This window comes from Acinetobacter sp. C26M, assembly GCF_023702675.1.
Lineage (GTDB): Bacteria > Pseudomonadota > Gammaproteobacteria > Pseudomonadales > Moraxellaceae > Acinetobacter.
Window position 1 is genome coordinate 1,453,198 of the sequence record NZ_CP098478.1, and the last position, 25,361, is coordinate 1,478,558.

The window sequence follows — 25,361 nt, forward strand, 5'->3', positions numbered from 1 at the left end:
CTTAGTCCTTCTTCAAGTGTTTTTCAAGTAAAGCATAGCGTTCGTTTTCAATACGCTCAACTTCAGCAGCAGGAACGTAGTAATCAACATTCTTAGTGAATGAGCTTACGATCAAGCTAACAACAGCTGAAACGAATGAAACAACAACGAGCCACCAAATATGCCAGATGAGTGCAAAGCCAAGAATTGTAATGAACATTGCAATGACAAAACCAGCAGCACGATCAGTCGGCATGTGGATGTCTTCATATTTAGTATTACGTGCGTATGCTACACCATTTTCTTTGTCAGTCCAGAAACGGTCTACACCGCTAGCATCTGGTTCATGCGCAAAGTTATAGAACGGAGCAGGAGATGACGTTGCCCATTCAAGGGTACGGCTATCCCATGGATCGCCTGTATGGTCCATGTTGTCCTTACGTTGTAAGAAACCAACGATGATTTGCATTAAGAAACATGCAATACCGATCGCGATAAGAACAGCACCAAACAATGCAATTGCCAAGTATGGATCCCACTCAGGGTTGTCATATGTATTCAAACGACGCGTCATACCCATGAAACCAAGGATATAAAGTGGCATGAATGCAAAATAGAAACCGATGAACCAGAACCAGAACGCAGCTTTACCCCATGCTTCGTTGAGCTTCCAACCAAACATTTTCGGCCAGTAGAAGATGATGCCGGCAAACATACCAAACACCACACCACCGATAATTACGTTATGGAAGTGAGCGATCAAGAATAATGAGTTGTGTACAAGGAAGTCCGCAGGTGGAACAGCCATAAGTACACCAGTTAAACCACCGATACCGAATGTTACAAGGAAGCCAAGCGTCCATAACATAGGTGTTGTATAGGTGATGCGACCTTTATACATTGTGAATAACCAAGAGAAGATTTTCACACCTGTAGGAATCGCAATAACCATGGTCATGATACCGAAGAACGCATTCACGTTCGCACCAGCACCCATGGTGAAGAAGTGGTGAAGCCATACAACGAATGCAAGTACAGTAATCGCAATCGTCGCATACACCATAGACTTATAACCGAACAACGCTTTACGAGAGAAGGTTGCAACGATTTCTGAGTATAAACCAAATGCTGGTAATACCAAGATATATACTTCAGGGTGACCCCATGTCCAGATCAAGTTCACATAAAGCATTGGGCTACCGCCAAGCTCATTTGTGAAGAAATGGAAGCCGAAGTAACGGTCTAAAGTAAGCATTGCAAGCGTACCTGTTAATACAGGGAATGATGCAATGATTAATACAGCCGTACAAAGTGAAGTCCACGTGAAAATTGGCATATCCATTAATTTCATGCCAGGTGCACGCATTTTGATGATGGTAACAAAGAAGTTAACACCAGATAAAAGCGTACCTAGACCAGAAACCTGAAGTGCCCAGATATAGTAGTCAACACCCACACCAGGAGAATATTGAATGCCAGATAGAGGAGGGTAAGCCATCCAACCAGTCGCAGCAAATTCACCTAATACAAGTGAAAGCATCATTAAACCAGCAGCACCAGCGAATAACCAGAAGCTTAAAGAGTTTAATAATGGGAAAGCAACGTCACGAGCACCAATCTGTAAAGGTACAGAGATGTTCATCATACCTACAACGAGACCCATTGCTACGAAGAAGATCATGATTACACCGTGTGCGGTGAAAATCTGGTCATAGTGGTCAGGGTGTAAGTAACCTTCGCCGCCGCCTTTCGCGAGGAAAAGTTGTAGACGCATCATGATCGCATCGGCGAAACCACGCAACAGCATGACTACAGATACGATGATATACATGATACCAATCTTTTTATGGTCTACAGTGATAAACCATTCGTTCCACAAATATCCCCATTTCTTGAAATAGGTGATACCGCCCAATACAGCAATTGCACCAAGTGCCATAAAGACCATGGTGACAAGTACAAGGGGTTCAGTTGGGATAGAATCCCACCCTAATTTACCAAAAATCATATCCATGTCTTATTCCCCTTGAGCAGCGTGTTCTGCTGCAGCATGAGTTTCTGCTGTTGCATCATGTCCAGCAGAATGGTCAGCACCGTGATAGTTACTCATGTAGTGGTTGATGATTGTTTCAAACAATTTTGGCTCAACTGATGAGTAATAAGTCACTGGGTGTGGCTTAGTCGGGAACGGTTTCATCGCTTCAGCTTTAGCAAGTGCTTCTTCATCACCAGCAGCTTTAGCACGATTCACTAAATGCTCGATCTGGTGTTTAGAACGATCACCATCTTTAAGTGTTGCTAACTCAGCTTGGTCAAGTGTGCCTTTTTGAATTGCTTCAGGGTTGATACTTGTACCATTGCCAGCTTTCACTGCTTCTACCCATTGTGCAAATTCTGGCTCAGTCACGCTATGTGCTTTAAAGCGCATTTGTGAGAAACCGTAACCTGAATAGTTTGCTGAGAAACCACGGAAGATACCTGGTTCGTCTGCTAATAGGTGAAGGTGAGTCTGCATACCAGCCATTGCATAGATCTGGCCGCCTAACTGTGGAATGAAGAATGAGTTCATTGTGAAGTTAGAAGTGATCTTAAAGCTTATTGGTGTTTGTTCTGGGAAGCGTACTTCGTTTACCGTTGCAATGTTTTGCTCAGGATAGATAAAAATCCATTTGAACTGTTCAGCGACAGCTTGAATAGTCAATGGTGCTTTATCTGATTCTAACGGACGGTAAGGGTCGTACTTGTGGGAACCCCACCAAGTTAACCAAGCTAAAATACCAATAATAATGACAGGTACACCCCATACAACGATCTCAATTGTCGTTGAGTGTGCCCAAGTAGGTTTATAGTCTGCATCTTTATTCGATGCGCGATATTTCCAACCAAACCATAATGCCATAACGATTGATGGAATCACCACCAATAGCATTAAATAGATCGCAGTCATCATCAGGTTACTTTGACCTTGACCAACTGGACCTTTATTGTTTAGAAGTACCATATCACCACCGCACCCAGTCAAGAGCGCAGCCATCGTTGATAAAGACAATACAGCTAAAATCGTTTGTCTCATTTTACAACCTCGGTGAAGAGTCCCATTCCCTAATTAAAATTATGGGATAGCGATTAAAGTGTCGCGTGATTGATAAGGATTGGTTAAAAAATGCTTAGCAATCACGCGACACCGCAACGTTGTTGGGCATTATGCCTTATATTGAAAAACTAAGCTACTCATAAAGTCGTGTGAAATACTTGTTTTAAAACCCGATTTATTTTGTAGGGATTGTTATTTGCATCTGTGCTTTTTATATAGATATCAGCTTAATACATAAAAAAAGAGGAATAAATCCTCTTTTGTTTATCGATTTGTGATTACTGCTTAATGACCTTGGTTTTTGCCAATTTATCGTGCAAAGTTTGTCTTTTTTTCCCAAAAGCAAACAAAGATTCCAAAACAGAAATCAATGGAACCGTAATTATATTTAAAATAATAAAAACAATGCTTCTCAACCAAAAGCCCCGAACTGTACTGACTGGTTCAGACGTTTCAGCATCGACGATTTTGATTTTGGTTAATTTCTTGCCAATACTCTGACCTGATTTTCCAATCAAAAAAGCTTGTATCATAAGCATGATAATAATATAGGCACACATTGCCATCCACGCATGGGAGGGAACAATCGTCAATATTTCTTCCTGAACTTTTTGAGCTAAAGCAATGTCTGATGAACGATCTGCCATGAGCTGGAATAGCTGTTCATTGAGTTGGGTGAACTTTTGTGCTTGTTCAGGCGTAAAAAAGCTTGTAAGAATAAATGTTGCAGGGAGCCATAAAAATATATCAATCACTTTTGCAAAAAAACGCGAAGGAATAGAAGCCAAGTCCGATGCTTTTCGCTCAACTTTGATTGTGTAAGTTGGTTCGTTCGTTTCAGTTTTAATTTGAGAACTAAAAGGAGAGTAACCTACAGGTTCGTAGACAAGTTTACCTTGTGTCAATTCGCCAAGTGTTTTCCATTCGGCCATGCCTTCGTGCCAAGCCAAATCTGTCAATAAAACTTGTTGACTGGCAAGCATTTGGTTCACTTGTTCTAAATTATAAGGTCCTGCTTGTTGATTGTTACGAGCCAAGTAAATTTGCATAATTTTAAAATCTCAATTACAGAAGATGAAAAAAGACCCTACGAAAGAGGGTCTTTTTCTAAAAAAGACTAGGCTTTCTTGATTTGCTCTTCAGCAAGGAAGAACCAAGTATCAAGTACTGAGTCAGGATTAAGTGACACAGATTCAATACCCTGTTCCATGAGCCATTTGGCAAGGTCAGGGTGATCCGAAGGACCTTGACCACAAATACCAACGTATTTTCCTGCTTTACGGCAAGCATGAATTGCCATAGAAAGGAGCGCTTTAACTGCTGGATCACGCTCATCGAATAAGTGAGATACGATACCAGAGTCACGGTCAAGACCAAGTGTTAATTGTGTTAAGTCATTTGAACCGATAGAGAAACCATCAAAGTGCTCAAGGAATTGTTCAGCCAATAATGCATTGGTTGGTAATTCACACATCATGATGATCTTAAGACCATTCTCACCACGTTTTAAGCCATTTTGAGCAAGCAATTCAATCACACGTTTTGCTTCAGAAACGGTACGAACGAATGGAATCATGATTTGGATATTGGTTAAGCCCATTTCATCGCGTGCTTTTTTCAAGGCACGGCATTCAAGCTCAAAGCAGTCGCGGAAGTTGTCAGAAACATAACGACTTGCGCCACGGAAGCCCAACATTGGGTTCTCTTCTTCAGGCTCATATAACTTACCACCAATCAAGTTTGCATATTCATTTGATTTGAAGTCAGACATACGAACAATCACTGGCTTTTCTGCAAATGCAGCAGCGAGTGTTGAAATGCCTTCAACCAACTTTTCAACATAGAATTCGATTGGAGAAGAGTAGCCAGAAGTACGCGCCATAACTGCAGCACGTGTTTCGCGAGGTAAGCTATCAATATTTAATAATGCTTTTGGATGCACACCGATCATACGGTTAATGATGAACTCAAGACGTGCAAGGCCGATACCTTCATTCGGGATTTGAGCGAAGTCAAATGCACGGTCAGGGTTACCAACGTTCATCATGATTTTGAACGGTAGTGATGGCATTGAATTAATCGAATTACGTTGTACTTCGAAATCTAATGCGCCTTCATAGATGAAGCCAGTATCACCTTCAGCACATGAAACTGTTACTTCTTGACCATCAGAAAGCACTTCAGTTGCGTTACCACAACCCACGATTGCTGGAACACCTAATTCACGTGCAATAATTGCTGCGTGACAGGTACGACCACCACGGTTGGTTACAATTGCAGCGGCACGCTTCATCACTGGTTCCCAATCTGGGTCAGTCATGTCAGATACAAGCACATCACCGTCTTGAACCTTGTCCATTTCTTTAATTGAAGTCACAACACGTACTTTACCAGAACCAATACGTTGACCGATTGAGCGACCTTCACAGATAACTGTACCGCGTTGCTTTAATAGGTAGCGTTCCATTGTGCCAACATTCTGACGGCTTTTTACCGTTTCAGGACGTGCTTGAACGATATAGATTTGACCATCATCGCCATCTTTTGCCCATTCGATGTCCATCGGTGAGCCATAATGTTGTTCGATAATTAACGCTTGTTTCGCCAATTCATGTAATTCGTGATCATTCAATGCAAATTGTTGACGTTCTTGTTTTTCAACATCAACGACGACCACTGATTTACCTGCTGCACCTTCTTCACCATAAATCATTTTCTGGTGTTTAGAGCCAAGGTTGCGACGTAATACAGAATGTCTACCCGCATTTAAAAGCGGTTTAGATAAATAGAATTCATCTGGGTTGACTGCACCTTGTACAACCATTTCACCCAAACCGTATGATGCAGTAATAAACACCACATCACGGAAACCAGATTCTGTATCAAGTGTAAACATGACACCCGCAGCACCAGTTTCTGAACGAACCATACGTTGTACACCAGCAGAAAGGGCAACAACACTATGTTCAAAACCTTGGTGTACACGATAAGCAATTGCGCGGTCGTTATAAAGAGAAGCAAAAACTTCTTTGATCGCGATCAGGATATTGTCAATACCGCGAATGTTGAGGAAAGTTTCTTGTTGACCTGCGAAAGACGCATCTGGTAAATCTTCAGCCGTAGCAGAAGAACGTACCGCAACAGCAATGTCTGGGTTGCCGTTTGAAAGTGCTGCAAATGCCTCACGAATTTCTTGTTCTAATGTCGCAGTAAGCGGAGTATCAACAATCCATTTACGGATTTTTGCACCAGTTTCAGCAAGTGCAATTACATCATCAACGTTAAGCTGTAAAAGTTCAGCTTGAATACGAGCGTTTAAGCCGCTTTGATCCAAGAACTCACGATAGGCAGCAGCAGTAGTTGCAAATCCACCAGGTACCGATACACCAGCATTGGATAAATGGCTGATCATTTCACCCAAAGATGAGTTTTTCCCACCTACGAGTTCGACATCGTGTTTTCCTAATTTTTCCAGACCGATTACGCGCGCTTCCAAAGTATTTACTCCACTTTTTTTGCAGTATGAATGACCATCATTGGTATGAAATTATACAAAAGTGCTTAGATTTAGTATTTTACTAAGCGACAGTCATGTTAGATGAGTTTACTATAAAGATTATAGAGCACTAAGACAAATGTTTAAGGAGAATTTTGATGCCCGTAAGTAAAGAAATTAAACGGAGCGTTTTTTTTATTTCAGATGGTACCGCAATTACCGCAGAAACCCTTGGACATTCACTACTTGCGCAATTTCCAAACGTCGATTTTGACATCCATATTATACCGTATATTACCACTGAAGAAGCGGCCATGAATGTGGCTGTAGAGATCAATGCATGTCAAAGTCGTGATGGTTCTTTACCGCTGGTTTTTGATACTTTGGTTGATCCGCATGTCCGTGAAATTATCAATACTGCCAAGGCGGTCAACTTAGACGTTTTTGAGGGCCTGATTAGTAAATTAGAACAAGAATTGGGTACGCCACCGACGACCTTGGTTGGGCAAACTCATGCTGTTACCGATTCGGAATATTATAAAGCGCGTATCGATGCAGTACATTTTGCATTGGATAACGATGATGGTGCAAGAACGCGCCATTATGATAAAGCTGATATTATTTTAATTGGTGTGTCCCGTTCAGGCAAAACACCGACCTCGATTTATTTGTCATTACAGTTTGGTATTCGTGTAGCGAATTATCCTTTGACTGAAGAAGACCTAGATGACAACCGGTTGCCAAAAGTTTTGCGTGAACATAAAAACAAGTTGTTTGGTTTGATGATTGATGCTGAACGTTTGGTGGCCATTCGTAATGAACGTAAGGCCAATAGTCGCTATTCAAGTTTTAGTCAGTGTCAAATGGAGTTACGTGCTATTGAAGGGATTTATATCTCGGAAGGGATTAAATACCTCAATGTCACTGAAATGTCGATTGAAGAAATCTCAACACGGGTTTTGCAAATGACAGGCTTGAAACGTCGCATTGGTTGATCGTTTGAGACGGCCTAAATTTAGGTGAATTAGGTCGTCTTTAATGTACCGATAATTTGAAATTTTATGGTGACTGGTTGAATAGAAATCATTAACTAATAATAAACAATTGATATTCAATGACAAACTTGGCTTAACTCATCAGTACTTGAATTGATGATAATTTTCCCACATTTCTGCTATAATATTGTGATTTAAATCTCACTTTTTATTTTTGGTGGTCTATGACTTTTATTGCAACTGAATATCTTGATAAAAAGAGTTCTGTTTGGAACAGAAGTCTGTGAATCTCGCATTTCCATTTCACTCTAACCATCACGTGAGTGAAGTTCAGCAAAACGTTTATAATAGTATCCCGAGTTTGGTCTGGCTGCTTTCAGAGCAGGGTGATGCTTATTTCTTCAATAGTATCAGCCAAGAATATATTGGTTTTAATAATTTAGAACATTTTGCGAAAAATTGGGTAGATTTAATCTATCTTGATGATATTTCACTTTTTCAGAGTGAATGGGAGCAAGCATTTTCTTGCCAGTCTCCTTTTCAGTTGGAATGTCGCTTAAAACATCGATCGGGTGCGTATCGGTGGTTTTTGTTATCGGCAAAATTTTTGGAAGCTGAAGCTGAAGCTGAAGGTGAAGGTGAAGGCTATTGGTTTATCAATAGTGTTGATATCCACGAAACAAAACAATATCAGCAGAACTTAGTACAGTGTATTAATGCACAAACCAATATGCTGGATAATAGTATTGACTGTATAAAATTATTAGAAGCTGATGGCTCATTATTACATGTTAATAAAACGGGCTGTATTGCACTGAATATTCCAGAACACCATCAACGATTTGGAATGAAATGGGCGGAACTTTTACCTTCAGAGATTCGTTCGAAAGCAACGTATGCATTGAAAACGGCACTTAAAGGGAAAACGGCTCGCTTTCGTGGAATGAGTGGAGATGGCGCTGAACGGCAGTACTGGGATAATTTGCTGACGCCTATTTTAAATGACCAAGGTCAGATTGTGCAGGTTCTGTGTTTATCTCGTGATGTGACCACACAACGACAGACCGAAATACAGCTACGTCTTTCAAGTGAGTTAGACGAGTTAACGGGACTCTATAATCGTCGTTTCTTCAAACAGCAGCTAAGACGCTCATTATATCGACATAAAAAAGTTGGAAAACTTGTCGGGTTAATGTTGCTGGATCTCGATTATTTCAAACATATCAATGATACCCTTGGACATGCAGCAGGGGATCATTTACTTCGGGTTTTATCTAAGCGTATCGAGAATATTTTACCAGACAATACATTTGTGGCGCGTTTGGGTGGTGATGAGTTTGCTGTTGTAGTGAATGGCATTAATACTGAAGTAGAGCTTGAAAAAGTGGCTATGGATGTGAGTCGGCAGTTAGAGGCTCCAATTACTTATGCGGGTAATTTGATTAATGGCAGTATGAGTATCGGTTGTGCAATTTATCCGCGAGATGCTAAAGATTCAGCGAATTTAATGAAATGTGCGGATACAGCACTCAATGATTTAAAGGCAACTGGGCGTGGCGGATTTCGTATGTTTAATCAACAGATGCAAGTCGCAGCGCAAAATATTGCCATTCAATTAAATCAGGCACGTCATATTATTCGTGATGATTTGATCGTTCCGTTCTATCAGCCAAAGGTTCGCTTAACGGATACTAAAGTTGTAGGTTTTGAAGCATTATTACGCTGGCAAACGGAAGATAAACACATTCATTCACCGAATAATATCGAGCAGGCTTTTCAAGACTATCTCCTCGCCACAAAAATTAGTGATGCGATGCAGAATAAAGTTTTTAAAGATATCGCCATGTGGATTGAACAAGGGCTGGAAGTCGTTCCAGTATCAATCAATGCAGCACCTGTAGAGTTTCTCAAAGATAATTATGCCGAGCGTTTATTGCAGCGTTTGAATTTATATAAAATCCCATATCATTTGGTTGAAATAGAAATTACCGAGCACATTCTGGATGATCGTGGCTCAGATTATGTGGTTCGGGCATTAAATTTATTAAAACAACATGGTGTTAAAATTTCACTCGATGATTTTGGGACGGGCCACTCTTCTTTAACTCGTCTACGTGATTATCCAGTCGATTGTTTAAAAATTGACTGTGATTTTATTCGTCAAATGAATGAAGATGATGCAATTCTTGCCATCGTCCAAGCGATCATTGCTTTAGGACCTAAGCTGTCCTTGGATATTGTTGCTGAAGGCATTGAGAACACTGAGCAGTTAGAAGCGTTGAAATTGTCTGCTTGTTCAATTGGGCAGGGCTACTTATTTAGTCCTGCTGTGGATGTAGAACAAGCGACAGCAATGCTTCAACGTGGGTCTCAGTTGATTTAAATTTCACCATATAAAGAACAAAGACAAGGCTTAGTAAAATAAGCCTTGTCTCATTAATAAGCTAGGTTATTAGTGGGTTTTAATATCCATCAATAAACTAAAGTTTTCTAAACGTTTTTGCGTATCGTAAATATCACAGGTAAAAATAAATTCATCGACATCGTATTGTGCCGAAATTTTATTTAAGCCTGCTTTAACCGTTTCTTGAGAACCAATTTGTGCCATAGCATAAAAATTCTGAATTGCCACTTGTTCAGCACTCGATGCTAGACCTTCAGTTGAATCAATCGGTGGTTTAAGCTTTAAGCTATGACCGCGGATCAGATTCAAAATACGCTGATATGAACTGGTTGCTAGATATTGAGCTTCCTCATCTGTTGCAGCAACGACTGTTGGGACACCCATTGAAACATAAGGTTTATCGAGGTATTCCGAAGCTTGGAAGTTATCACGATAGATTTCGATGGCTTGACCTAACATTCGTGGTGCAAAATGCGAAGCAAAAGAATAAGGCAGTCCAAGTTTTGCGGCCAATTGCGCGCTGAATAAACTTGAACCGAGTAACCACACTGGCACATGAGTATTTTGACCAGGTGTAGCGATAATTCTCTGATTCGGTTGTGGAGCTTTGAAATATTGTAAAATTTCCATCACATCTTGAGGGAATTGATCTTCAGTTTCCTGACGGCCGCGACGTAAGGCACGCATTGTCATTTGATCTGTACCAGGCGCACGACCCAGACCGAGTTCAAAACGATTTGGGTAGAGTGTGGCTAACGTTCCAAACTGTTCTGCAACCACCAATGGTGCATGGTTTGGTAGCATGATACCGCCTGAGCCTAAACGGATTTTTTGCGTATTTGCAGCAATAAATCCTAATAAAACAGCTGTCGCTGAACTGGCAATTCCATCCATATTATGATGTTCAGCTAACCAAAAACGCTCATAACCTAACTTTTCCGCATGCTGAGCCAGTTCTAATGCATGACGGAGAGAAAACTCGATACTCTTGTCATCTCGAACAGGAGCAAGTTCGAGGATAGAGAATTTTATATCTTGTAGTGATTTCATTATGCGGTCTCAAAACAATATATCGAAATAATACGATATAAGTTTGATTTTGTATATCGTTTTAGTTCGATATATTGTAGTTTTGATCAAACAAAAAAAGCGCCCGAAGGCGCTAAAGGGGTAAAACGTTTTGATCTGATTAACGGTGTTTGTACCAACCACGATGTCGACCATTGTCATGGCGGTAGCTTTCACGAGAATTGTAATAGCGACGGTCATCATAAGAACGACGGTTATCGTAACGGCGGTCATAACGACGATCATCGTAACGTCGATCAGCATCGCGGTCCTGACCTACTTTTTGACCTAAAGCGGCACCACCTGCTGCACCGAGTGCTGCACCAATATAACCACCATTGCTTCCGCCCATATTCCGGCCAACGGTATAACCACCCACACCACCTAAACCACCACCAATGGCCGCTTCGGTACGGTCACGTCGATTACTCGATGCGGCTGCACCACCAGCACCACCAATTGCAGAGCCGATCATTGCACCAGTGTCACCGCCAAGTTGTTTACCTAAGGCAGTACCAACCACACTTCCTAGGGCAGAGGTTGCTGCTACACGCGTTGTATTATCTGCATGTGCAACAGTCATCATTGAAGACGCTGCTAAGATAACGCTACATAACCACATATTCGATTTCATGGTGAAACTCCTTATCCATTCTTTTGGACAATATTCTTTTTGCTTGTGACAAATGTAACAAGACTTGTGAGTGAAAATATGGAGTGCAATATCTAGATTGAGAGTGTTTGACGATGGTTTTGTTGGTGTTCTATAACAAATGAAGGGATTGTGAATAAATTATAAAAATAAAGAATGAATAGGCAACGAGCAACAGCCATCGTTGTAATCGAGTACAATGGGCGCAGTTTCGCTTAGGATTTATTTATGCTGCTGGAAAAAATTTTGCAATCACAAGGCTTTGGTTCACGTAAGTATTGTCAGCAGTTAATTAAAAATGGTTCTGTTCAGATTGAAAATCAGGTCTGTGATAATCCGAAGCAGAATTTCAATACCGATCAACTGGTCTTTCAGGTATTTGGTGAAGAATATCAATATCGAGAGCATGTCTATATTGTTTTAAATAAACCGCAAGGTTATGAATGTTCGCATCAGGCGACACATCACAAAAGTGTATTTAGTCTTTTTCCTGAAATTCTGCTACATCGCGGAATTCAATGTGTGGGTCGTCTAGATCAAGATACCACAGGTCTATTATTGCTGACCGATGATGGACAATATTTACAGGCATTAACACACCCCCGTAAACATGTACCCAAAGTTTATCATGTGACGACCGCAGATCCTGTTACAGCTGAACAGCAACATGGTTTGGAGCAAGGCGTCGAACTGCGTAATGAGAAAGGTATCTATGCCGCCACAGATGTACGATTAATCTCGGAACATCAAATTGCAATGACCATTCACCAAGGCGTTTACCACCAAGTAAAACGTATGCTGGCAGCTGTTGGAAATAAAGTCGAAGCCTTACATCGTCACCAAGTGGGTTTGCTTGAACTTCCTGAGTTGGAAGAAGGTGAATGGATCTATTTAACTCCACCGCAAAAACAGTTAAGTCAGAACATGGCTCTTGATGAATAATTACTTTAAAAAACAATGAAAGGTTTTGAACTCACTGTCTTGGATAAAGCCCATTTGCTCATATAGGCGGTGAGATTGATAATTATTTTTTTGTGTTTCTAAGCTGATACGTTGTGCATTTTCATGTCGTGCAAATAAGATTGCGGTATCAATCAGCTGTTTTGCTGCACCTTGTTTTCGGTAAGAGGGGGTGACATAGACATCATCGAGGATATAGTAGGTTTCACAAGCGACAGAAGAAAAGGCAAGGTAGAGCAATACAAAGCCCGTAAATACATCATCTTTAACATGAATAAAAATGACACTATCTTTATTGTCGAAGCGATGTTTTAAAAATTGATACGATTGATCAATATTTGAGGATGCACCGTAAAACTGACGGTATTCGTCAAACAAGACAGCAAGTTGATGAAGATCTTCCTTTGTTGCTCGCTTAACAATCATTCCTGTCCATCCTTACACTTGTTAATTTTATTAGGACTGTCAGGATAGCGAAAAAAATTCAGCTTAAAAAATAAAAACTTGTTTATAAATGCAACATTGTTAAGTTTTGTCACTTTCACCAAGTAGTGCATTCAACTCTTCAAATAAATCTTCATGATCATCTTCAATTTCAACCGATGATGGATTTTCAGTACTTGCTGCGGCTCTAGATTTACGCAATTTGAGTAACTGCTCCATGTTGATGTTTTGATTTTCAATTGTAAAAGGAATCGACTTGGTCAATACCACTTGTTTAAAGAAAAGACGAACGGCTTGAGCAGGGGAGATACCCAGCTGTTTAAACACGGCAAAAGCTTGCTTCTTTTCCTGTGAATCGAGGCGAACCTGATAAACTTCTGTTTTTCGCATGAAGAATGAGACCAAATATTTTTAGTTATCGTCATGTATTTTAAACCATTGCAATGTAATTTCAATATTTTTGAAGTGAAAAAATAGAATTTTTGTCATTACGGTGTATTTACAATGTGAGTTCAAGCTTGGAGCTAAACCGCATTTCTTGATTTAAAATCGGATCAATAAAGCAAATTTCTTTAGCCAATAGCTGTAATGGCTTGCCAAAATCATCCTCAGCTTTATGCTCAATATGTGGATAAAAAGAATCGTTAAGTATTGGAATATTAAGATAATTTAAGTGTACGCGTAATTGGTGCTGCTTTCCTGTTTTGGGACTAAGTTTATATTTGGCATGCTGCTGATCATGTATTAACAGTTCAATTAAAGTCTCAGTATTATTAGGTTTTTCAGCATTAATTTGCATCGTATAAAAAGGCTGACCTTTTTCTAAATGTAGCTGCAAAATTTGCGGAAAATCCAGTTCAGGTCGATATTTTGCAATTGCATGATAGATTTTTTGCACTTTTCTTTCGGCAAAAAGTTGTTGGTAGATGCCTCTAGATGCTGCTTTTTTACAGAATAAAACCACACCTGCTGTTTCTCGATCAAGTCGATGGATGGGGGTGAGATCTTCGTAACCAGTTTGCTTTTTCAGTCTGACCAAGAGGGTTTCTTGTACGTATTGCCCCGTTGGTGTCATGGTCAAAAAGTGCGGTTTATCGACGACAAGTAAATCATCATTTTCAAATAGGATTTCATGTTGAAATGGCACATGTACTTCATGCGCAAGAAAGCGATAATAAAAAATATGAGTATTCGGGGTATAGCGGCTTTCTAATCTGAGCTTGGTGCCATCTGCTGCATAAATCAGTTCATCTGCAAAACGCTGTTGCCATTCGCTAATTTGGATATGTGGAAAATGTTGGCAAAGGTATTCAAAAATTGTAGGTATGGAAACATCGTCGGGTAAAAATACCTTACTGGCACTGACGCCATTCATCAGCGGAGGAGAGAAAATAGGTGTAGTAGAGTTAATCATAATTACTAAAGTAGTTGAACTTATGTGGATTGCTGGATTGGATATATATTGTGTTTATTTTTTATCTCGCTATAACACTCAGCGCAGACAATAGCCATATTATTAAAATTACGAAATAGATCCGTCATACCATTTTCTTGGGTAAAAACATATTCACACGCCAAACACCATCCTTGTGGATTTGTAGGTGTTGAAATGTTTTCAATAAAGCCTAACGGTTGATTGTTGTTATTATTGTGAAGCACATGTCCACACACTACAGCAGCATAATTTTGACCATGACATTCGCAATTTATAAATAAAGATTCGGCAGACATTTTAATCCTTAATACTGAAATAGTAATTGCATTAAAAAGAATCAACTTCTTTCTATGGATTAGGCTTTAAAGCAGGGCAATGTTATCATAGCTGCCATCCCAATTATGTTTTATTTGCCATGTCGTATTCAGTGAAATTTACTTTAAATCATGAACAAGACACTCAGCGTTTTGCACATATCCTTTCTGAACAGGTACGCTCTGGCATTATTTATTTAATTGGTGATTTAGGTGCTGGAAAAACCACTTTTACCCGTTATTTCTTACAGCATCTAGGACATCAAGGTTCAGTAAAAAGTCCAACCTATACCTTGGTTGAGCCTTATTCAATCCAAGGTAAAGAAATTTTCCACTTCGATTTATATCGTCTAGATGATCCTTATGAATTAGAGCTGATGGGTATTCGTGATTATTTAGAAACGCCCGATGCTTTATTTTTGTTTGAATGGCCATCGAAAGGTGGGGATGAAATTCCAAAACCTAATGTGGTGATTGATATTCAAAAATCGGATGATGAGTTGACGCGGTTTGTCACCTTAACCACTGAATCCGAATCTTTATCTCAAATTTTGCAGGAACAATTGAATGGCGCATGATTCAACTCGTCGTATTCATACCCTTGATGCTGCCTTAGCCAACCAGATTGCTGCGGGTGAGGTAATTGAACGTCCATCATCTGTGGTCAAAGAATTATTAGAAAACTCAATTGATGCGGGCGCAACGGAGCTGATTATTCGAGTTGCGCAGGGTGGTTCTACGCTGATTGAAATCATTGATAACGGTAATGGTATTCATGCAGAAGATTTACCTTTAGCGGTCATGCGTCATGCCACCAGCAAAATTCAAACTGCTGATGACTTACATGCGATTGTTAGTCTAGGATTCCGTGGAGAGGCTTTAGCGTCAATTGCAGCCGTGTCAAGGTTAACGCTGACCAGTAGCCAAGATGAGCTTGGCATCGGCTATCAAGTTGAAGTGAATGGTACGGCTTTTGATCATCAACAAATTCAGGCGGTCGCTGCACAAAAAGGTACACACATTCGTGTACAGGATTTATTTTTTAATGTGCCTGCACGTCGTAAATTCTTAAAAAAACCAACAACTGAATTTAATCATATTGAAGAAATTGTTCGCCGTCTGGCTTTAACCCATTTCGATATTCGTTTTGTACTAGAGCATAATGATAATATTCGTTTAAACCTACCTGTCGCTGACAGTGGTGAATTACGCTATCAACGTGTGCAGCAATTATTGGGTCAACAATTTATCCAAAATGCGTATTGGATCGATTCAGACAGTATTAATATGCGTTTATCTGGCTGGTTGGGGCATCCTTCTGATGCGCGTGCGCAAGCTGACATGCAATATGTGTATGTGAATGGTCGTATTGTCAAAGATAAAACCATTTCACATGCGTTGCGTATGGCCTATGACGGAATTTTGCATGGGCATCAACATTCATCCTATTTGTTATTTTTAGAAGTTGATCCTGAAAATATTGATGTCAATGTACATCCAACCAAACATGAAATTCGCTTTTTAAACCAGCGTGAAGTGCATGAGTTTGTGCGTCATTATGCCAAAGCAACGCTTTCACAATTTCAGACAGCAACCGCTGACCTTGCCCAAGCCATGAAAACAGATGAGGCGACAACCGAGCATTTTAATTATCAGCCACAGCCAAAATACCAAGAACAATTCAATTTACATCGTGCGACCGTAGAAGTAGAACCTCAATCAAATCAAACGACTGAAGTATCAACGGATTTGTTGACAGAGTTTAATCAAAGTCGTCCACAAGCTGTGCAATACAGCTCATCGCAAGTACAGCAGCCTCGATATAATGGTTCTGCACAACTGAATAATGCATTAAAAAGTTATTTAGCGCCTTTACGTGATGAGCAAATGCCCTCAGCCACCTTTGATAAAGGGGAGACACCAGATGATCAAGCTCCATCTCGTGTAGATGAGTTTCCATTAGGGATTGCGATCGCACAACTGCATGGGATTTATATTCTGGCGCAAAATACCGAAGGCCTGATTATTGTGGATATGCATGCGGCACATGAACGTATCTTGCTGCAACAAATGAAATCGGCTTGGGATAAACCTGAATTTTGGACGTCTCAGCAGTTATTGATTCCAAAAATTGTATCTATTACACGCATGCAAGCGACACGTATCGAAGATTTACAATCACAATTGCAACGGCTTGGTCTAGAAGTTGATCAATATGGTGATGATCAAGTGATTGTGCGTGGTGTCCCCGCGATTTTGCATAAAGCTGATTTTAGCAACCTCATTCCGGAACTGCTAAATGATCTTGACCCAAATGATGAAGCGAGAGGTTTATTGCAAAAACGTGATGAATTGCTCGCTGGAATGGCTTGCCATGGCGCTGTGCGTGCGCATCGCCAGTTAAGTTTATCGGAAATGAATGCTTTATTACGTCAAATGGAACAAACCGAGTTTGCCAGCCAATGTAATCATGGGCGCCCAACTTGGCGTGCGTTTCCACTCCATCAACTAGATAAATTATTTGCTCGAGGAGAGTAGTTTTACATGTCAAATCAATTGCCCGTCATCAATTTAATGGGGCCTACCGCAAGCGGTAAAACAGCATTGGCATGTGAACTCTATGAGCGTGGAAATTACGAACTGATTTCAGTCGATTCAGCTTTAGTTTATAAAGATATGGATATTGGTACAGCGAAACCAACCAAAGCAGAGCAGCAGCAATACCCACATCATTTGATTGATATTATTACACCTTTAGAGGTGTACTCGGCAGCACAATTTGTTGAAGATGTTTGCCCATTGATTGATGATATGCATGCGCGTGGCAAAACCCCAATTTTGGTAGGTGGAACCATGTTGTACTTCAAAGCCTTACTTGAAGGTCTGGCAAGTAATTTACCCAATGCCGATCAAACGATACGTGATGCCATTATTCACAAAGCTGAACAGCAGGGCTGGCAATCCGTCTATGAAGAGTTGGTTGAGGTGGATCCTGTTGCAGGAGAAAAGTTTAAAGTATCGGATAAGCAGCGGATTATTCGTGCGCTTGAAGTGTTTCGAATCACGGGTGAACCGATAACAAAACTACAAGCTGAACAACCTAAAAATCAACCATATCGTTACATATTTCATAACTACGCATTAATGCCAGATCGTTTAGAATTACATCAACGCATTGAGCAAAGATTGAGCAAAATGTGGGATATTGGTTTTTTGAATGAAGTAGAGGAATTGATTAAAAAATACGATTTAAATGATGATTTACCGTCTATGCGGTCTGTTGGTTATCGTCAAGCTTTAGATTTTTTACTAAAAAGTGACTTAAGTCTCAAAAATAAAGTAGAAATGGAGAACAAAGCCCTTTTTGCGACTAGGCAATTAGCCAAACGTCAATACACATGGTTACGTTCTTTGCAAGAAATACACGATTTTAAAACTTACGTGACGATAAAGCAGGCGAAAGAAGACTTGCGAAACTTCTTTGGATAAAGCAAAATTCGCAGGCTGTCTTTTTATAATTTTTAGTTGAAAAATAAAGATAGTTTTTTTGCGCTGATTTAAAAATTTTTTGGAGTTAAAAATGTCTAAAGGTCAAACTTTACAAGATCCGTTCTTAAATTCTCTCCGTAAAGAACGTATTCCAGTTTCTATTTTCCTTGTAAACGGTATCAAATTGCAGGGTCATATTGAGTCATTTGACCAATATGTTGTTTTGTTGAAAAACACTGTAAGTCAAATGGTTTATAAACACGCGATTTCTACAGTTGTTCCTGCACGTAACCCACGTCCTGCTGGTGCTCAAGGTACTGCTGGTGGCTTCCCTGCGCAAGGCGCAACTGGTGGCTTCGGTGGTCAAGGCGCTGCTGGTGGCTTCGGTGGTCAAGGCGGTGGCTTCGGTGGTCAAGGTGGCTTCGGTGGTCAAGGCGGCTTCGGTGGTCAAGGTGGCGGCTTCGGTGGTCAAGGTGGCGGCTTCGGTGGTCAAGGTGGCTTCGGTGGTCAAGGTGGCTTCGGTGGTCAAGGTGGCTTCGGTCATCAAGGTGGCTTCGATAGCGAAACTAAATTTGAAGATGGTCAAGAAGACGAAAACAATCGTTAATTGATTGATGATCTTTAAGAAAATGCCAGTCTCACGCTAGACTGGCATTTTTTTGTCTATTAGAAAGCTAGAATAAATACTATGGAAATGATTGTTGCTGCGGCATGTTGTAGTGTATTGGTCTCGATTTTGCTGAAATACTTGAAGGCAAAGGGATTTGATGTTTTTCAAATGATTGCGTGGAATTATTTGAGCGCAAGCCTTTTATGTTTTTATTGGTTTAAAACCGATATTACTCATATTTCTTTAAATCATACCCCTTGGTGGTTAATTCTGATTTTAGCAGTGTTATTACCTAGCATATTTTTATGCTTGGCGAAGTCTTTACAATTTGCAGGAATCCTGAAAACGGAAATTGCTCAGCGGCTTGCAGTCATACTGTCGTTATTAGCTGCCTATTTTATTTTTGGGGAGCAATTTAGCCAATTAAAATTAATTGGTGTAGTACTGGGTGTCATTGCAATTTTAGCGATTATTATCGGACAGGCCACAGAGCAGGCAAGTAAAGGCATGAATTTAAAATCAGCCTTGTTTTTGTTTAGCGTATGGGCGGGTTATGCTGCTGTAGATATATTACTGAAATATAGTAGTAGTTTAGGTTTACAGTTTGCAGTCACACTGAATTTAACGTTTATTGCCGCTTTTATTTTATCCATTGGCTATATCGCAATTACTCAACCAAATTGGCAGCCTAAAAATATTTTTACAGGCTTATTTTTAGGTGTACTGAATTTTGCCAATATTGCCTTATATGTCAAAGCACATATGATTTTTAAAGAAACGCCTGCCATTGTTTTTGCTGGTATGAATATTCTTGTCGTGGTACTTGGTGTTCTCAGTGGTGTTGTATTATTTAAAGAACGCTTAAAAGCCTATACCTGGATTGGATTGATTTGTGGTGTGGTTGCAGTCCTGTGTTTAGCCAAAGCAATGATGTAAAGCGATTTGGTTAAATTTGATGGAAGTAAAATTATGACTGGTAAGAGACTAAGTAAAGAAGAGCGTAGACAACAATTGTTGCAGGTGGCCCGTTCAATTATTCGAACTCAGGGTGTAGAAGCCTTAACTCTGGGATATTTAGCAGAGCAGGCTGGTATTACCAAGCCAATTGCATATCGACATTTTATTGACCGCGAAGGGTTACTGATTTCGATTTATCAGGAGTTTGATGATAAACAGACTGCAGAACTTAATCGGTCTCTAGCCACCGAAGCAAAAACCTTACAGCAAACCATTCATATTTTTTGTGAAGCTTATTTAAGTTGTTTTATTTCCACTGGTCCAGAGGTTGGATTGGTGATCGCTGCTTTGTCTGGTAGTGATATCTTGCAAAACTATTTTCAGCAATGTCAGCAAAAATTCACAGAAATTTTTAAACATAGCATGCATCCATTTATTCAATTGGATGGAAAAGAGGGTGAAGCGATCGTGATCGCGATCATGGGCTTGATTGAAATGGTATCGACAGCAGCAAGTAAAAATCAAATTGATGCACTGACTGCACAGCATGTGATGGAAAATTCACTTTTAGTTATTTTACAAGATTATTCAGCATCCTAAATACAGACATCAAAAAACTGAGTTGACAGCATAAGTTACTATTGGTAACTTGTGAGAATCATCTATTCGGAATGAATCTATGTCTAATTTAAATAAACCTCAGCACGCTTTGATTGTCATAACGCATCCAGATACCCAATCACTTTCTCATCAGATTGCACAGCATATTTCTCATGATTTAACGGAAAAGGGAATTTCAGTAGAAATTGCCGATTTATATAAAGAAGGTTTTCAAGCTGCGATGACGCTTTCTGATATTGAAGCTTATCGTGGTCGCCAAGCTTTGGATGCCGATGTTCAATTTGAACAAGCGCGTTTTGATCGTGCAGATATGGTTTATTTTATTTTTCCTGTGTATTGGTGGTCAGTTCCTGCTGTCTTAAAAGGGTGGTTTGAACGTGTATTTAGTCAGGACTGGGCCTACAAATACGATGAACAGGGGAATTTATCGGGTATTTTAAAAAATATTCCAGTCAAACTGATTGGGACCGCAGCAGGGATGCAATCTGGATACGATCGGCACGGTTATACACAAGCGATTCACAAACAAATCGTGGAAGGTATTTTTGCCTATTGTGGGATTGATGATGTCCAAACATCAATGCTGTTTAAAGCAGATTTTACTAAGGTCGATGATCTGAAAGTTTTCTTTGAAGAATTAGACCAGACTGTTTTAAATCAATTTCAAATCAATATGAATGCGTAATGCTAAGCCCTAATAATAAAGTCATAGGTTATTATTAGGGCGTTCATTTAATAAATGCGCTTATAGACGAGTAAAAACCACTTCATCAGGTAGTCTTGATTTTGGCAGTTTGGCATTGAAATCACTGTCACTACGATAACCGAGTGCAACAATTACAGAGGCTTTTAAGCCTTTTTCAGCTAATCCAAATTCTTTATTAATGAGTTCTCTATCAAATCCTTCCATAGGTGTTGCATCGATTCCTTCTAGGCCCGCAGCAAAAAGCAGTTGTCCAAGTGCTAGGTAAGTCTGGTTTTCCATCCATGCAGGAAGATTTTTAAGTTCATTACGATAAAACTCAACATAACCAGAACGGGTATCACGTTGTCCTTGTTTGGCAGTTTCATCTTTAAAACGACCACTGGCATCATCTTGCTGTAATAATTGCTCTAGGTATTCCGCAGAAATATCAGTACGTGTACAAAATACCAAGGTGTGTGAAGAATTTAGAACTTTAGCGGCGTTATAAACATAATTGCCTGTCAATGCCGATGCAATACGCTGCTTTGCTTGATCAGATTCTGCAACCAAGAAGTGCCAAGGTTGAATATTTACTGAAGAAGGGCTGAAACGTAAAATTTCGAGTAGTTTTTCAAACTGTGCTTGAGGAATTTTTTTCTCTGCATCATAAGCTTTTGTGGCATAACGTGTTTTTGCTGTTGCTAAAGTATCCATCCGTCATTAACTCATTTTAAAATTTAATTTATTTTACTTGATCTAAATTTCACGAAAAGTAGCTAAATGTGATTTCTATATAGATTTAAGTCGTATATGAGCTTTATCAGAGCGACTAAAGCTCAAGGGGATAAACGACTGAAGGTTTAGCGAAGTGCAAACAAATGTTTTATAAAAATATTCAGAAATGAAGAAATAGATTAGTACGGCTATTAAAAAATGATCAATAGAACCACTGTTTAAAATCTAATTGATAATTTTCTTGCTTATTCAGCTCTAAAATCCAAGCTGAATCTGCTCGCCAATCTCCTAAAACAATACGTTTTTTATTAAGGACATGGTGAATTTCTGGACGATGGGTGTGACCGTGAATTAAATAATCAACGTGTTCGATTACGGATTCTACCGCTTGAGCATTCACATCCATGATGTCATAGCTTTTCAGTTGTTTGGTTTCGCTACTTTTTTTTCGGAAACCATTGGCAAGTTTCTGTCTGAAACTAAGAGGAGTCCTTTTTATCAGCCCTAATAGCACAGGATTTCGAATCACTTTACGGAAGCGTTGGTAGGCAACATCATCAGTACAGAGTGCATCGCCATGTTCTAGTCGGAAGGTATGCTGCTGAATATTTAAGGTATAAACGTCAGGTAATAAAATCCCATCGAATTGCTTTAAGAATTTTTGACCTAAGGCAAAGTCACGATTGCCCACTTGGAAATAAACTTGGTTGTTCGCTGCGGTGAATTTTTGCAAAGCATTGACAATTTCATCTAACCACGGAGCAGTGTAATCATCACCAATCCACGCATTAAACCAATCACCCAAAATATAGAGTTGCGTGTTTTTATCTTGATATTGTTTCAATAAAGCCAAAAACCCTCGAACGAGTCGAGGGTGATCAGGTGACAAATGTAGATCTGAGATAAACAGGTAGGTCACACTTTTATCCTATTTTATAATCCCTCCCAACCTCCCTTTACAAAGGGAGAAGTTTCCCCTCTTTTAAAAGAGGGGTTAGGGGAGATTCTTATTCAGAGATAATTTTAGCAGATTCGATGACAACGTTCTCTAAAGGAACGTCTGCGTGATAACCACGGTTACCAGTACGCACGCCTTTGATTGCTTCTACAATATCAAGACCTTCAACAACTTTACCAAATACTGCATAACCCCAGCCTTGTGCTGTTTTACCAGTGTGGTTTAAGAAAGAGTTGTTTTTAACATTGATAAAGAATTGAGCAGATGCAGAGTGCGGAGCTTGAGTACGCGCCATTGCAATTGTGCCTTCATCGTTGCTTAAGCCGTTGTCAGCTTCGTTTTCGATTGAATCACGAGTTGCTTTTTCTTTGAAGTTTTCGTCCATGCCACCGCCTTGGATCATAAAACCATCAATCACGCGGTGGAAAATTACGCCGTCATAGAAACCGTCACGTACATATTCTAAGAAATTTGCAACCGTTTTTGGTGCTTTTTCAGCGTTAAGCTCAAGAACAATACGACCTTTGTTGGTGTTTAATTCGACTTGAGGAAAACTCATTACATTAATCTCCTAAACATGGGCAAATTGACCATGGGTTTTTGGTTGAGAGAAGCATAAGCAAACTGTAAACTACAAGGCAAGTAAAAAACGTTAAAATCTTTCAGAAAAAGCAAAGATTGCGTTTTTATTTCCCATTTTTAACTGTAAGAAGTGATTTACACCCTATGAAGCCAAATGATGTTGTTTCTGAACTGCCAAAGACCCCGACGCCGAATACCCATGCCTCTGTCGATGCCGCGCAGCAAGAACAACAGGCAGGCTTAGATTTTGTTCGTCAAGTGATTACTGATGATCTTAAAGAAGGGCGTACCCAAAAAGTAGTAACACGTTTCCCACCTGAGCCAAATGGTTATCTGCATATTGGTCATGTCAAAGCAATTTGTTTGAACTTTGGTATTGCTGAAGAATTTGATGGTCTATGTAATTTACGTTTTGACGATACCAACCCAGATGCCGAAGAACAAGAATATGTTGATGGTATTGCCAACGATGTGAAGTGGTTAGGTTTTAACTGGAATGGCGAGCCGCGTTACGCCTCTGGTTATTTTGATCAACTATATGCATGGGCTGTTCAGTTGATTGAACAAGGTGATGCTTATGTTGATTTGCAAACCCCAGAAGAAATCAAGCTGAACCGTGGTAATTTCGTTGAACCTGGAAAAAATTCACCATACCGTGATGCAACCGTTGCTGAGAACTTGGCACGTTTTGAACAAATGCGTAATGGTGAAATTCAGGAAGGCGGTGCTGTACTTCGTGCCAAAATTGATATGGCAAGCCCGAACGTGCATATGCGTGATCCGATTCTTTATCGCGTATTGCATTCAGAGCATCACCAAACAGGTGATAAATGGAAAATGTATCCAATGTATGACTATGCTCATCCATTATCAGATGCAATCGAAGGTATTACGCACTCGTTATGTACCTTAGAATTCCAAGATCACCGTCCATTCTATGACTGGATTGTGGAGAAGGTGCATTCGCAAGCTGTACCGCGTCAGTATGAGTCTTCACGTTTAAACATTGATTATACGATTACGTCTAAACGTAAATTACGTAAATTGGTTGAAGGCAATCATGTGCATGGCTGGGATGATCCACGTATGCCAACAGTTGTGGGGATGCGTCGTCGTGGCTTTACTGCAGAAGGCCTACGTGATTTCTGTAAACGTGTTGGTGTATCAAAAACTGACGGTATTGTGGATGTGGCAATGCTTGAGTTCTGTATTCGTCAGTCTTTGGAAAATGCCGCAGCGCGTGGTATGGCAGTATTGAACCCATTAAAAGTAACGTTGACCAATTTACCTGAAGAATTAGATTTAACTCATGCACGTCATCCAAATGTTGATATGGGTGAGCGCGTTATTCCGTTAACACGTGAAATTTATATTGATCGTAAGGATTTTGAAGAGGTTGCACCAAAAGGCTTTAAACGTTTGATTCCAGAAGGTGAAGTGCGTTTACGCCATGCTTATGTGATCAAGTGTGATGAAGTCATTAAAGATGCCAATGGTGAAGTGGTTGAGCTTAAATGTTCAATCGATCCTGAAACTTTAGGTAAAAACCCAGAAGGGCGTAAAGTGAAAGGTGTAATTCATTGGGTATCAGCAAGCAAAGGTGTACCTGCGGAAGTTCGTATTTACGATCGTCTGTTTACGGAAGCTGCACCAGATGCGGATGATGATTTCTTGGCAAATTTGAATCCTGAATCTTTGAAAGTGGTACAAGCTGTGATTGAGCCTGCTTTAGCACAAGCGCAGCCAGAAGATCGTTTCCAGTTTGAACGTGAAGGTTATTTTGTTGCAGATCAATATGATCATAAGGCGGATAAGCCTGTGTTTAACCGTATTCTGGATTTAAAAGATAGCTTCAAAGCAGACAAGAAGTAAAGTTGAAGTAA

24 protein-coding genes are annotated in these 25,361 nt (G+C 39.9%); 11 read left to right on the forward strand and 13 right to left on the reverse strand.

Going from position 1 to position 25,361, the window contains the following annotated elements:
• Position 1: 1 nt before the first annotated feature.
• From cyoB to ppsA, 4 genes are all read right to left on the reverse strand, one after another.
• Entirely contained in the window at positions 2 to 1,993 is a 1,992-nt protein-coding gene (gene cyoB / locus NDN11_RS06570) for a cytochrome o ubiquinol oxidase subunit I (RefSeq protein WP_167248330.1), read from the reverse strand.
• Between the two features lie 3 nt (positions 1,994 to 1,996).
• A complete protein-coding gene (gene cyoA, locus NDN11_RS06575) occupies positions 1,997 to 3,052 on the reverse strand; it encodes a ubiquinol oxidase subunit II (protein ID WP_167248331.1) in 1,056 nt (351 codons plus the stop codon).
• A 299-nt stretch (positions 3,053 to 3,351) separates the two neighbouring features.
• Entirely contained in the window at positions 3,352 to 4,122 is a 771-nt protein-coding gene (locus NDN11_RS06580) for an RDD family protein (RefSeq protein WP_251111143.1), read from the reverse strand.
• Between the two features lie 68 nt (positions 4,123 to 4,190).
• Complete coding sequence (ppsA, locus tag NDN11_RS06585; RefSeq protein ID WP_167248333.1) at positions 4,191 to 6,569, reverse strand: phosphoenolpyruvate synthase; 2,379 nt, start codon at positions 6,567 to 6,569, stop codon at positions 4,191 to 4,193.
• A gap of 158 nt (positions 6,570 to 6,727) precedes the next feature.
• Between ppsA and ppsR the strand changes: the two genes are divergently transcribed.
• Positions 6,728 to 7,564 carry a posphoenolpyruvate synthetase regulatory kinase/phosphorylase PpsR gene (gene ppsR, locus NDN11_RS06590; protein ID WP_004806023.1) on the forward strand — a complete coding sequence of 279 codons (837 nt, stop codon included), beginning with the start codon at positions 6,728 to 6,730 and terminating at the stop codon, positions 7,562 to 7,564.
• Between the two features lie 283 nt (positions 7,565 to 7,847).
• Positions 7,848 to 9,947: a sensor domain-containing protein gene (locus NDN11_RS06595; RefSeq protein WP_251111501.1), complete on the forward strand. Its 2,100-nt coding sequence runs from the start codon at positions 7,848 to 7,850 to the stop codon at positions 9,945 to 9,947.
• A 69-nt stretch (positions 9,948 to 10,016) separates the two neighbouring features.
• On the opposite strand, the gene NDN11_RS06600 is transcribed toward NDN11_RS06595, so the two are convergent.
• Both NDN11_RS06600 and NDN11_RS06605 read right to left on the reverse strand, forming a co-directional pair.
• Positions 10,017 to 11,018, reverse strand: coding sequence for an LLM class flavin-dependent oxidoreductase (locus NDN11_RS06600; protein ID WP_251111144.1), 1,002 nt, complete (start codon positions 11,016 to 11,018; stop codon positions 10,017 to 10,019).
• Between the two features lie 139 nt (positions 11,019 to 11,157).
• Positions 11,158 to 11,670 carry a glycine zipper 2TM domain-containing protein gene (locus NDN11_RS06605; RefSeq protein WP_005204696.1) on the reverse strand — a complete coding sequence of 171 codons (513 nt, stop codon included), beginning with the start codon at positions 11,668 to 11,670 and terminating at the stop codon, positions 11,158 to 11,160.
• A 246-nt stretch (positions 11,671 to 11,916) separates the two neighbouring features.
• Between NDN11_RS06605 and NDN11_RS06610 the strand changes: the two genes are divergently transcribed.
• The gene (locus NDN11_RS06610) at positions 11,917 to 12,630 is read left to right on the forward strand and encodes a pseudouridine synthase (RefSeq protein WP_167248336.1); all 714 of its coding nucleotides are present in this window, start codon (positions 11,917 to 11,919) and stop codon (positions 12,628 to 12,630) included.
• Here NDN11_RS06610 and NDN11_RS06615 read toward each other — a convergent pair whose 3' ends face one another.
• From NDN11_RS06615 to NDN11_RS06630, 4 genes are all read right to left on the reverse strand, one after another.
• The gene (locus tag NDN11_RS06615; protein ID WP_167248337.1) at positions 12,631 to 13,074 is read right to left on the reverse strand and encodes a GNAT family N-acetyltransferase; all 444 of its coding nucleotides are present in this window, start codon (positions 13,072 to 13,074) and stop codon (positions 12,631 to 12,633) included.
• A gap of 99 nt (positions 13,075 to 13,173) precedes the next feature.
• Positions 13,174 to 13,482, reverse strand: coding sequence for a type II toxin-antitoxin system RelB/DinJ family antitoxin (locus NDN11_RS06620; protein ID WP_167248338.1), 309 nt, complete (start codon positions 13,480 to 13,482; stop codon positions 13,174 to 13,176).
• 109 nt (positions 13,483 to 13,591) lie between these two features.
• Complete coding sequence (locus NDN11_RS06625) at positions 13,592 to 14,506, reverse strand: pseudouridine synthase (RefSeq protein ID WP_251111145.1); 915 nt, start codon at positions 14,504 to 14,506, stop codon at positions 13,592 to 13,594.
• Between the two features lie 20 nt (positions 14,507 to 14,526).
• A complete protein-coding gene (locus NDN11_RS06630) occupies positions 14,527 to 14,823 on the reverse strand; it encodes a hypothetical protein (protein ID WP_016164162.1) in 297 nt (98 codons plus the stop codon).
• A 119-nt stretch (positions 14,824 to 14,942) separates the two neighbouring features.
• Between NDN11_RS06630 and tsaE the strand changes: the two genes are divergently transcribed.
• The 7 genes from tsaE to NDN11_RS06665 all read left to right on the forward strand — a co-directional run bounded on the left by tsaE (position 14,943) and on the right by NDN11_RS06665 (position 21,203).
• Complete coding sequence (gene tsaE, locus NDN11_RS06635; RefSeq protein WP_251111146.1) at positions 14,943 to 15,419, forward strand: tRNA (adenosine(37)-N6)-threonylcarbamoyltransferase complex ATPase subunit type 1 TsaE; 477 nt, start codon at positions 14,943 to 14,945, stop codon at positions 15,417 to 15,419.
• On the forward strand, positions 15,409 to 17,379 hold the full coding sequence (gene mutL / locus NDN11_RS06640) for a DNA mismatch repair endonuclease MutL (RefSeq protein WP_251111147.1): 1,971 nt from the start codon (positions 15,409 to 15,411) through the stop codon (positions 17,377 to 17,379). The genes tsaE and mutL overlap by 11 nt, the downstream gene beginning before the upstream one ends.
• 6 nt (positions 17,380 to 17,385) lie before the next feature.
• Entirely contained in the window at positions 17,386 to 18,330 is a 945-nt protein-coding gene (gene miaA / locus NDN11_RS06645; protein WP_251111148.1) for a tRNA (adenosine(37)-N6)-dimethylallyltransferase MiaA, read from the forward strand.
• A gap of 91 nt (positions 18,331 to 18,421) precedes the next feature.
• Positions 18,422 to 18,937: an RNA chaperone Hfq gene (hfq, locus tag NDN11_RS06650; RefSeq protein ID WP_251111149.1), complete on the forward strand. Its 516-nt coding sequence runs from the start codon at positions 18,422 to 18,424 to the stop codon at positions 18,935 to 18,937.
• Between the two features lie 81 nt (positions 18,938 to 19,018).
• On the forward strand, positions 19,019 to 19,876 hold the full coding sequence (locus NDN11_RS06655; protein WP_167248344.1) for an EamA family transporter: 858 nt from the start codon (positions 19,019 to 19,021) through the stop codon (positions 19,874 to 19,876).
• 33 nt (positions 19,877 to 19,909) lie between these two features.
• Complete coding sequence (locus NDN11_RS06660) at positions 19,910 to 20,497, forward strand: TetR/AcrR family transcriptional regulator (protein ID WP_251111150.1); 588 nt, start codon at positions 19,910 to 19,912, stop codon at positions 20,495 to 20,497.
• Positions 20,498 to 20,576: 79 nt separating this feature from the next.
• Entirely contained in the window at positions 20,577 to 21,203 is a 627-nt protein-coding gene (locus NDN11_RS06665; RefSeq protein WP_251111151.1) for an NAD(P)H-dependent oxidoreductase, read from the forward strand.
• Between the two features lie 60 nt (positions 21,204 to 21,263).
• Here NDN11_RS06665 and nfsB read toward each other — a convergent pair whose 3' ends face one another.
• The 3 genes from nfsB to NDN11_RS06680 all read right to left on the reverse strand — a co-directional run bounded on the left by nfsB (position 21,264) and on the right by NDN11_RS06680 (position 23,455).
• On the reverse strand, positions 21,264 to 21,917 hold the full coding sequence (gene nfsB, locus NDN11_RS06670; protein ID WP_251111152.1) for an oxygen-insensitive NAD(P)H nitroreductase: 654 nt from the start codon (positions 21,915 to 21,917) through the stop codon (positions 21,264 to 21,266).
• 223 nt (positions 21,918 to 22,140) lie between these two features.
• Positions 22,141 to 22,857 carry a UDP-2,3-diacylglucosamine diphosphatase gene (locus NDN11_RS06675; protein WP_251111153.1) on the reverse strand — a complete coding sequence of 239 codons (717 nt, stop codon included), beginning with the start codon at positions 22,855 to 22,857 and terminating at the stop codon, positions 22,141 to 22,143.
• Positions 22,858 to 22,945: 88 nt separating this feature from the next.
• Positions 22,946 to 23,455 carry a peptidylprolyl isomerase gene (locus NDN11_RS06680; protein ID WP_004661403.1) on the reverse strand — a complete coding sequence of 170 codons (510 nt, stop codon included), beginning with the start codon at positions 23,453 to 23,455 and terminating at the stop codon, positions 22,946 to 22,948.
• Positions 23,456 to 23,622: 167 nt separating this feature from the next.
• Between NDN11_RS06680 and NDN11_RS06685 the strand changes: the two genes are divergently transcribed.
• Positions 23,623 to 25,350, forward strand: a complete 1,728-nt coding sequence (locus NDN11_RS06685) for a glutamine--tRNA ligase/YqeY domain fusion protein (RefSeq protein WP_251111154.1) — start codon at positions 23,623 to 23,625, stop codon at positions 25,348 to 25,350.
• Positions 25,351 to 25,361: the final 11 nt, after the last annotated feature.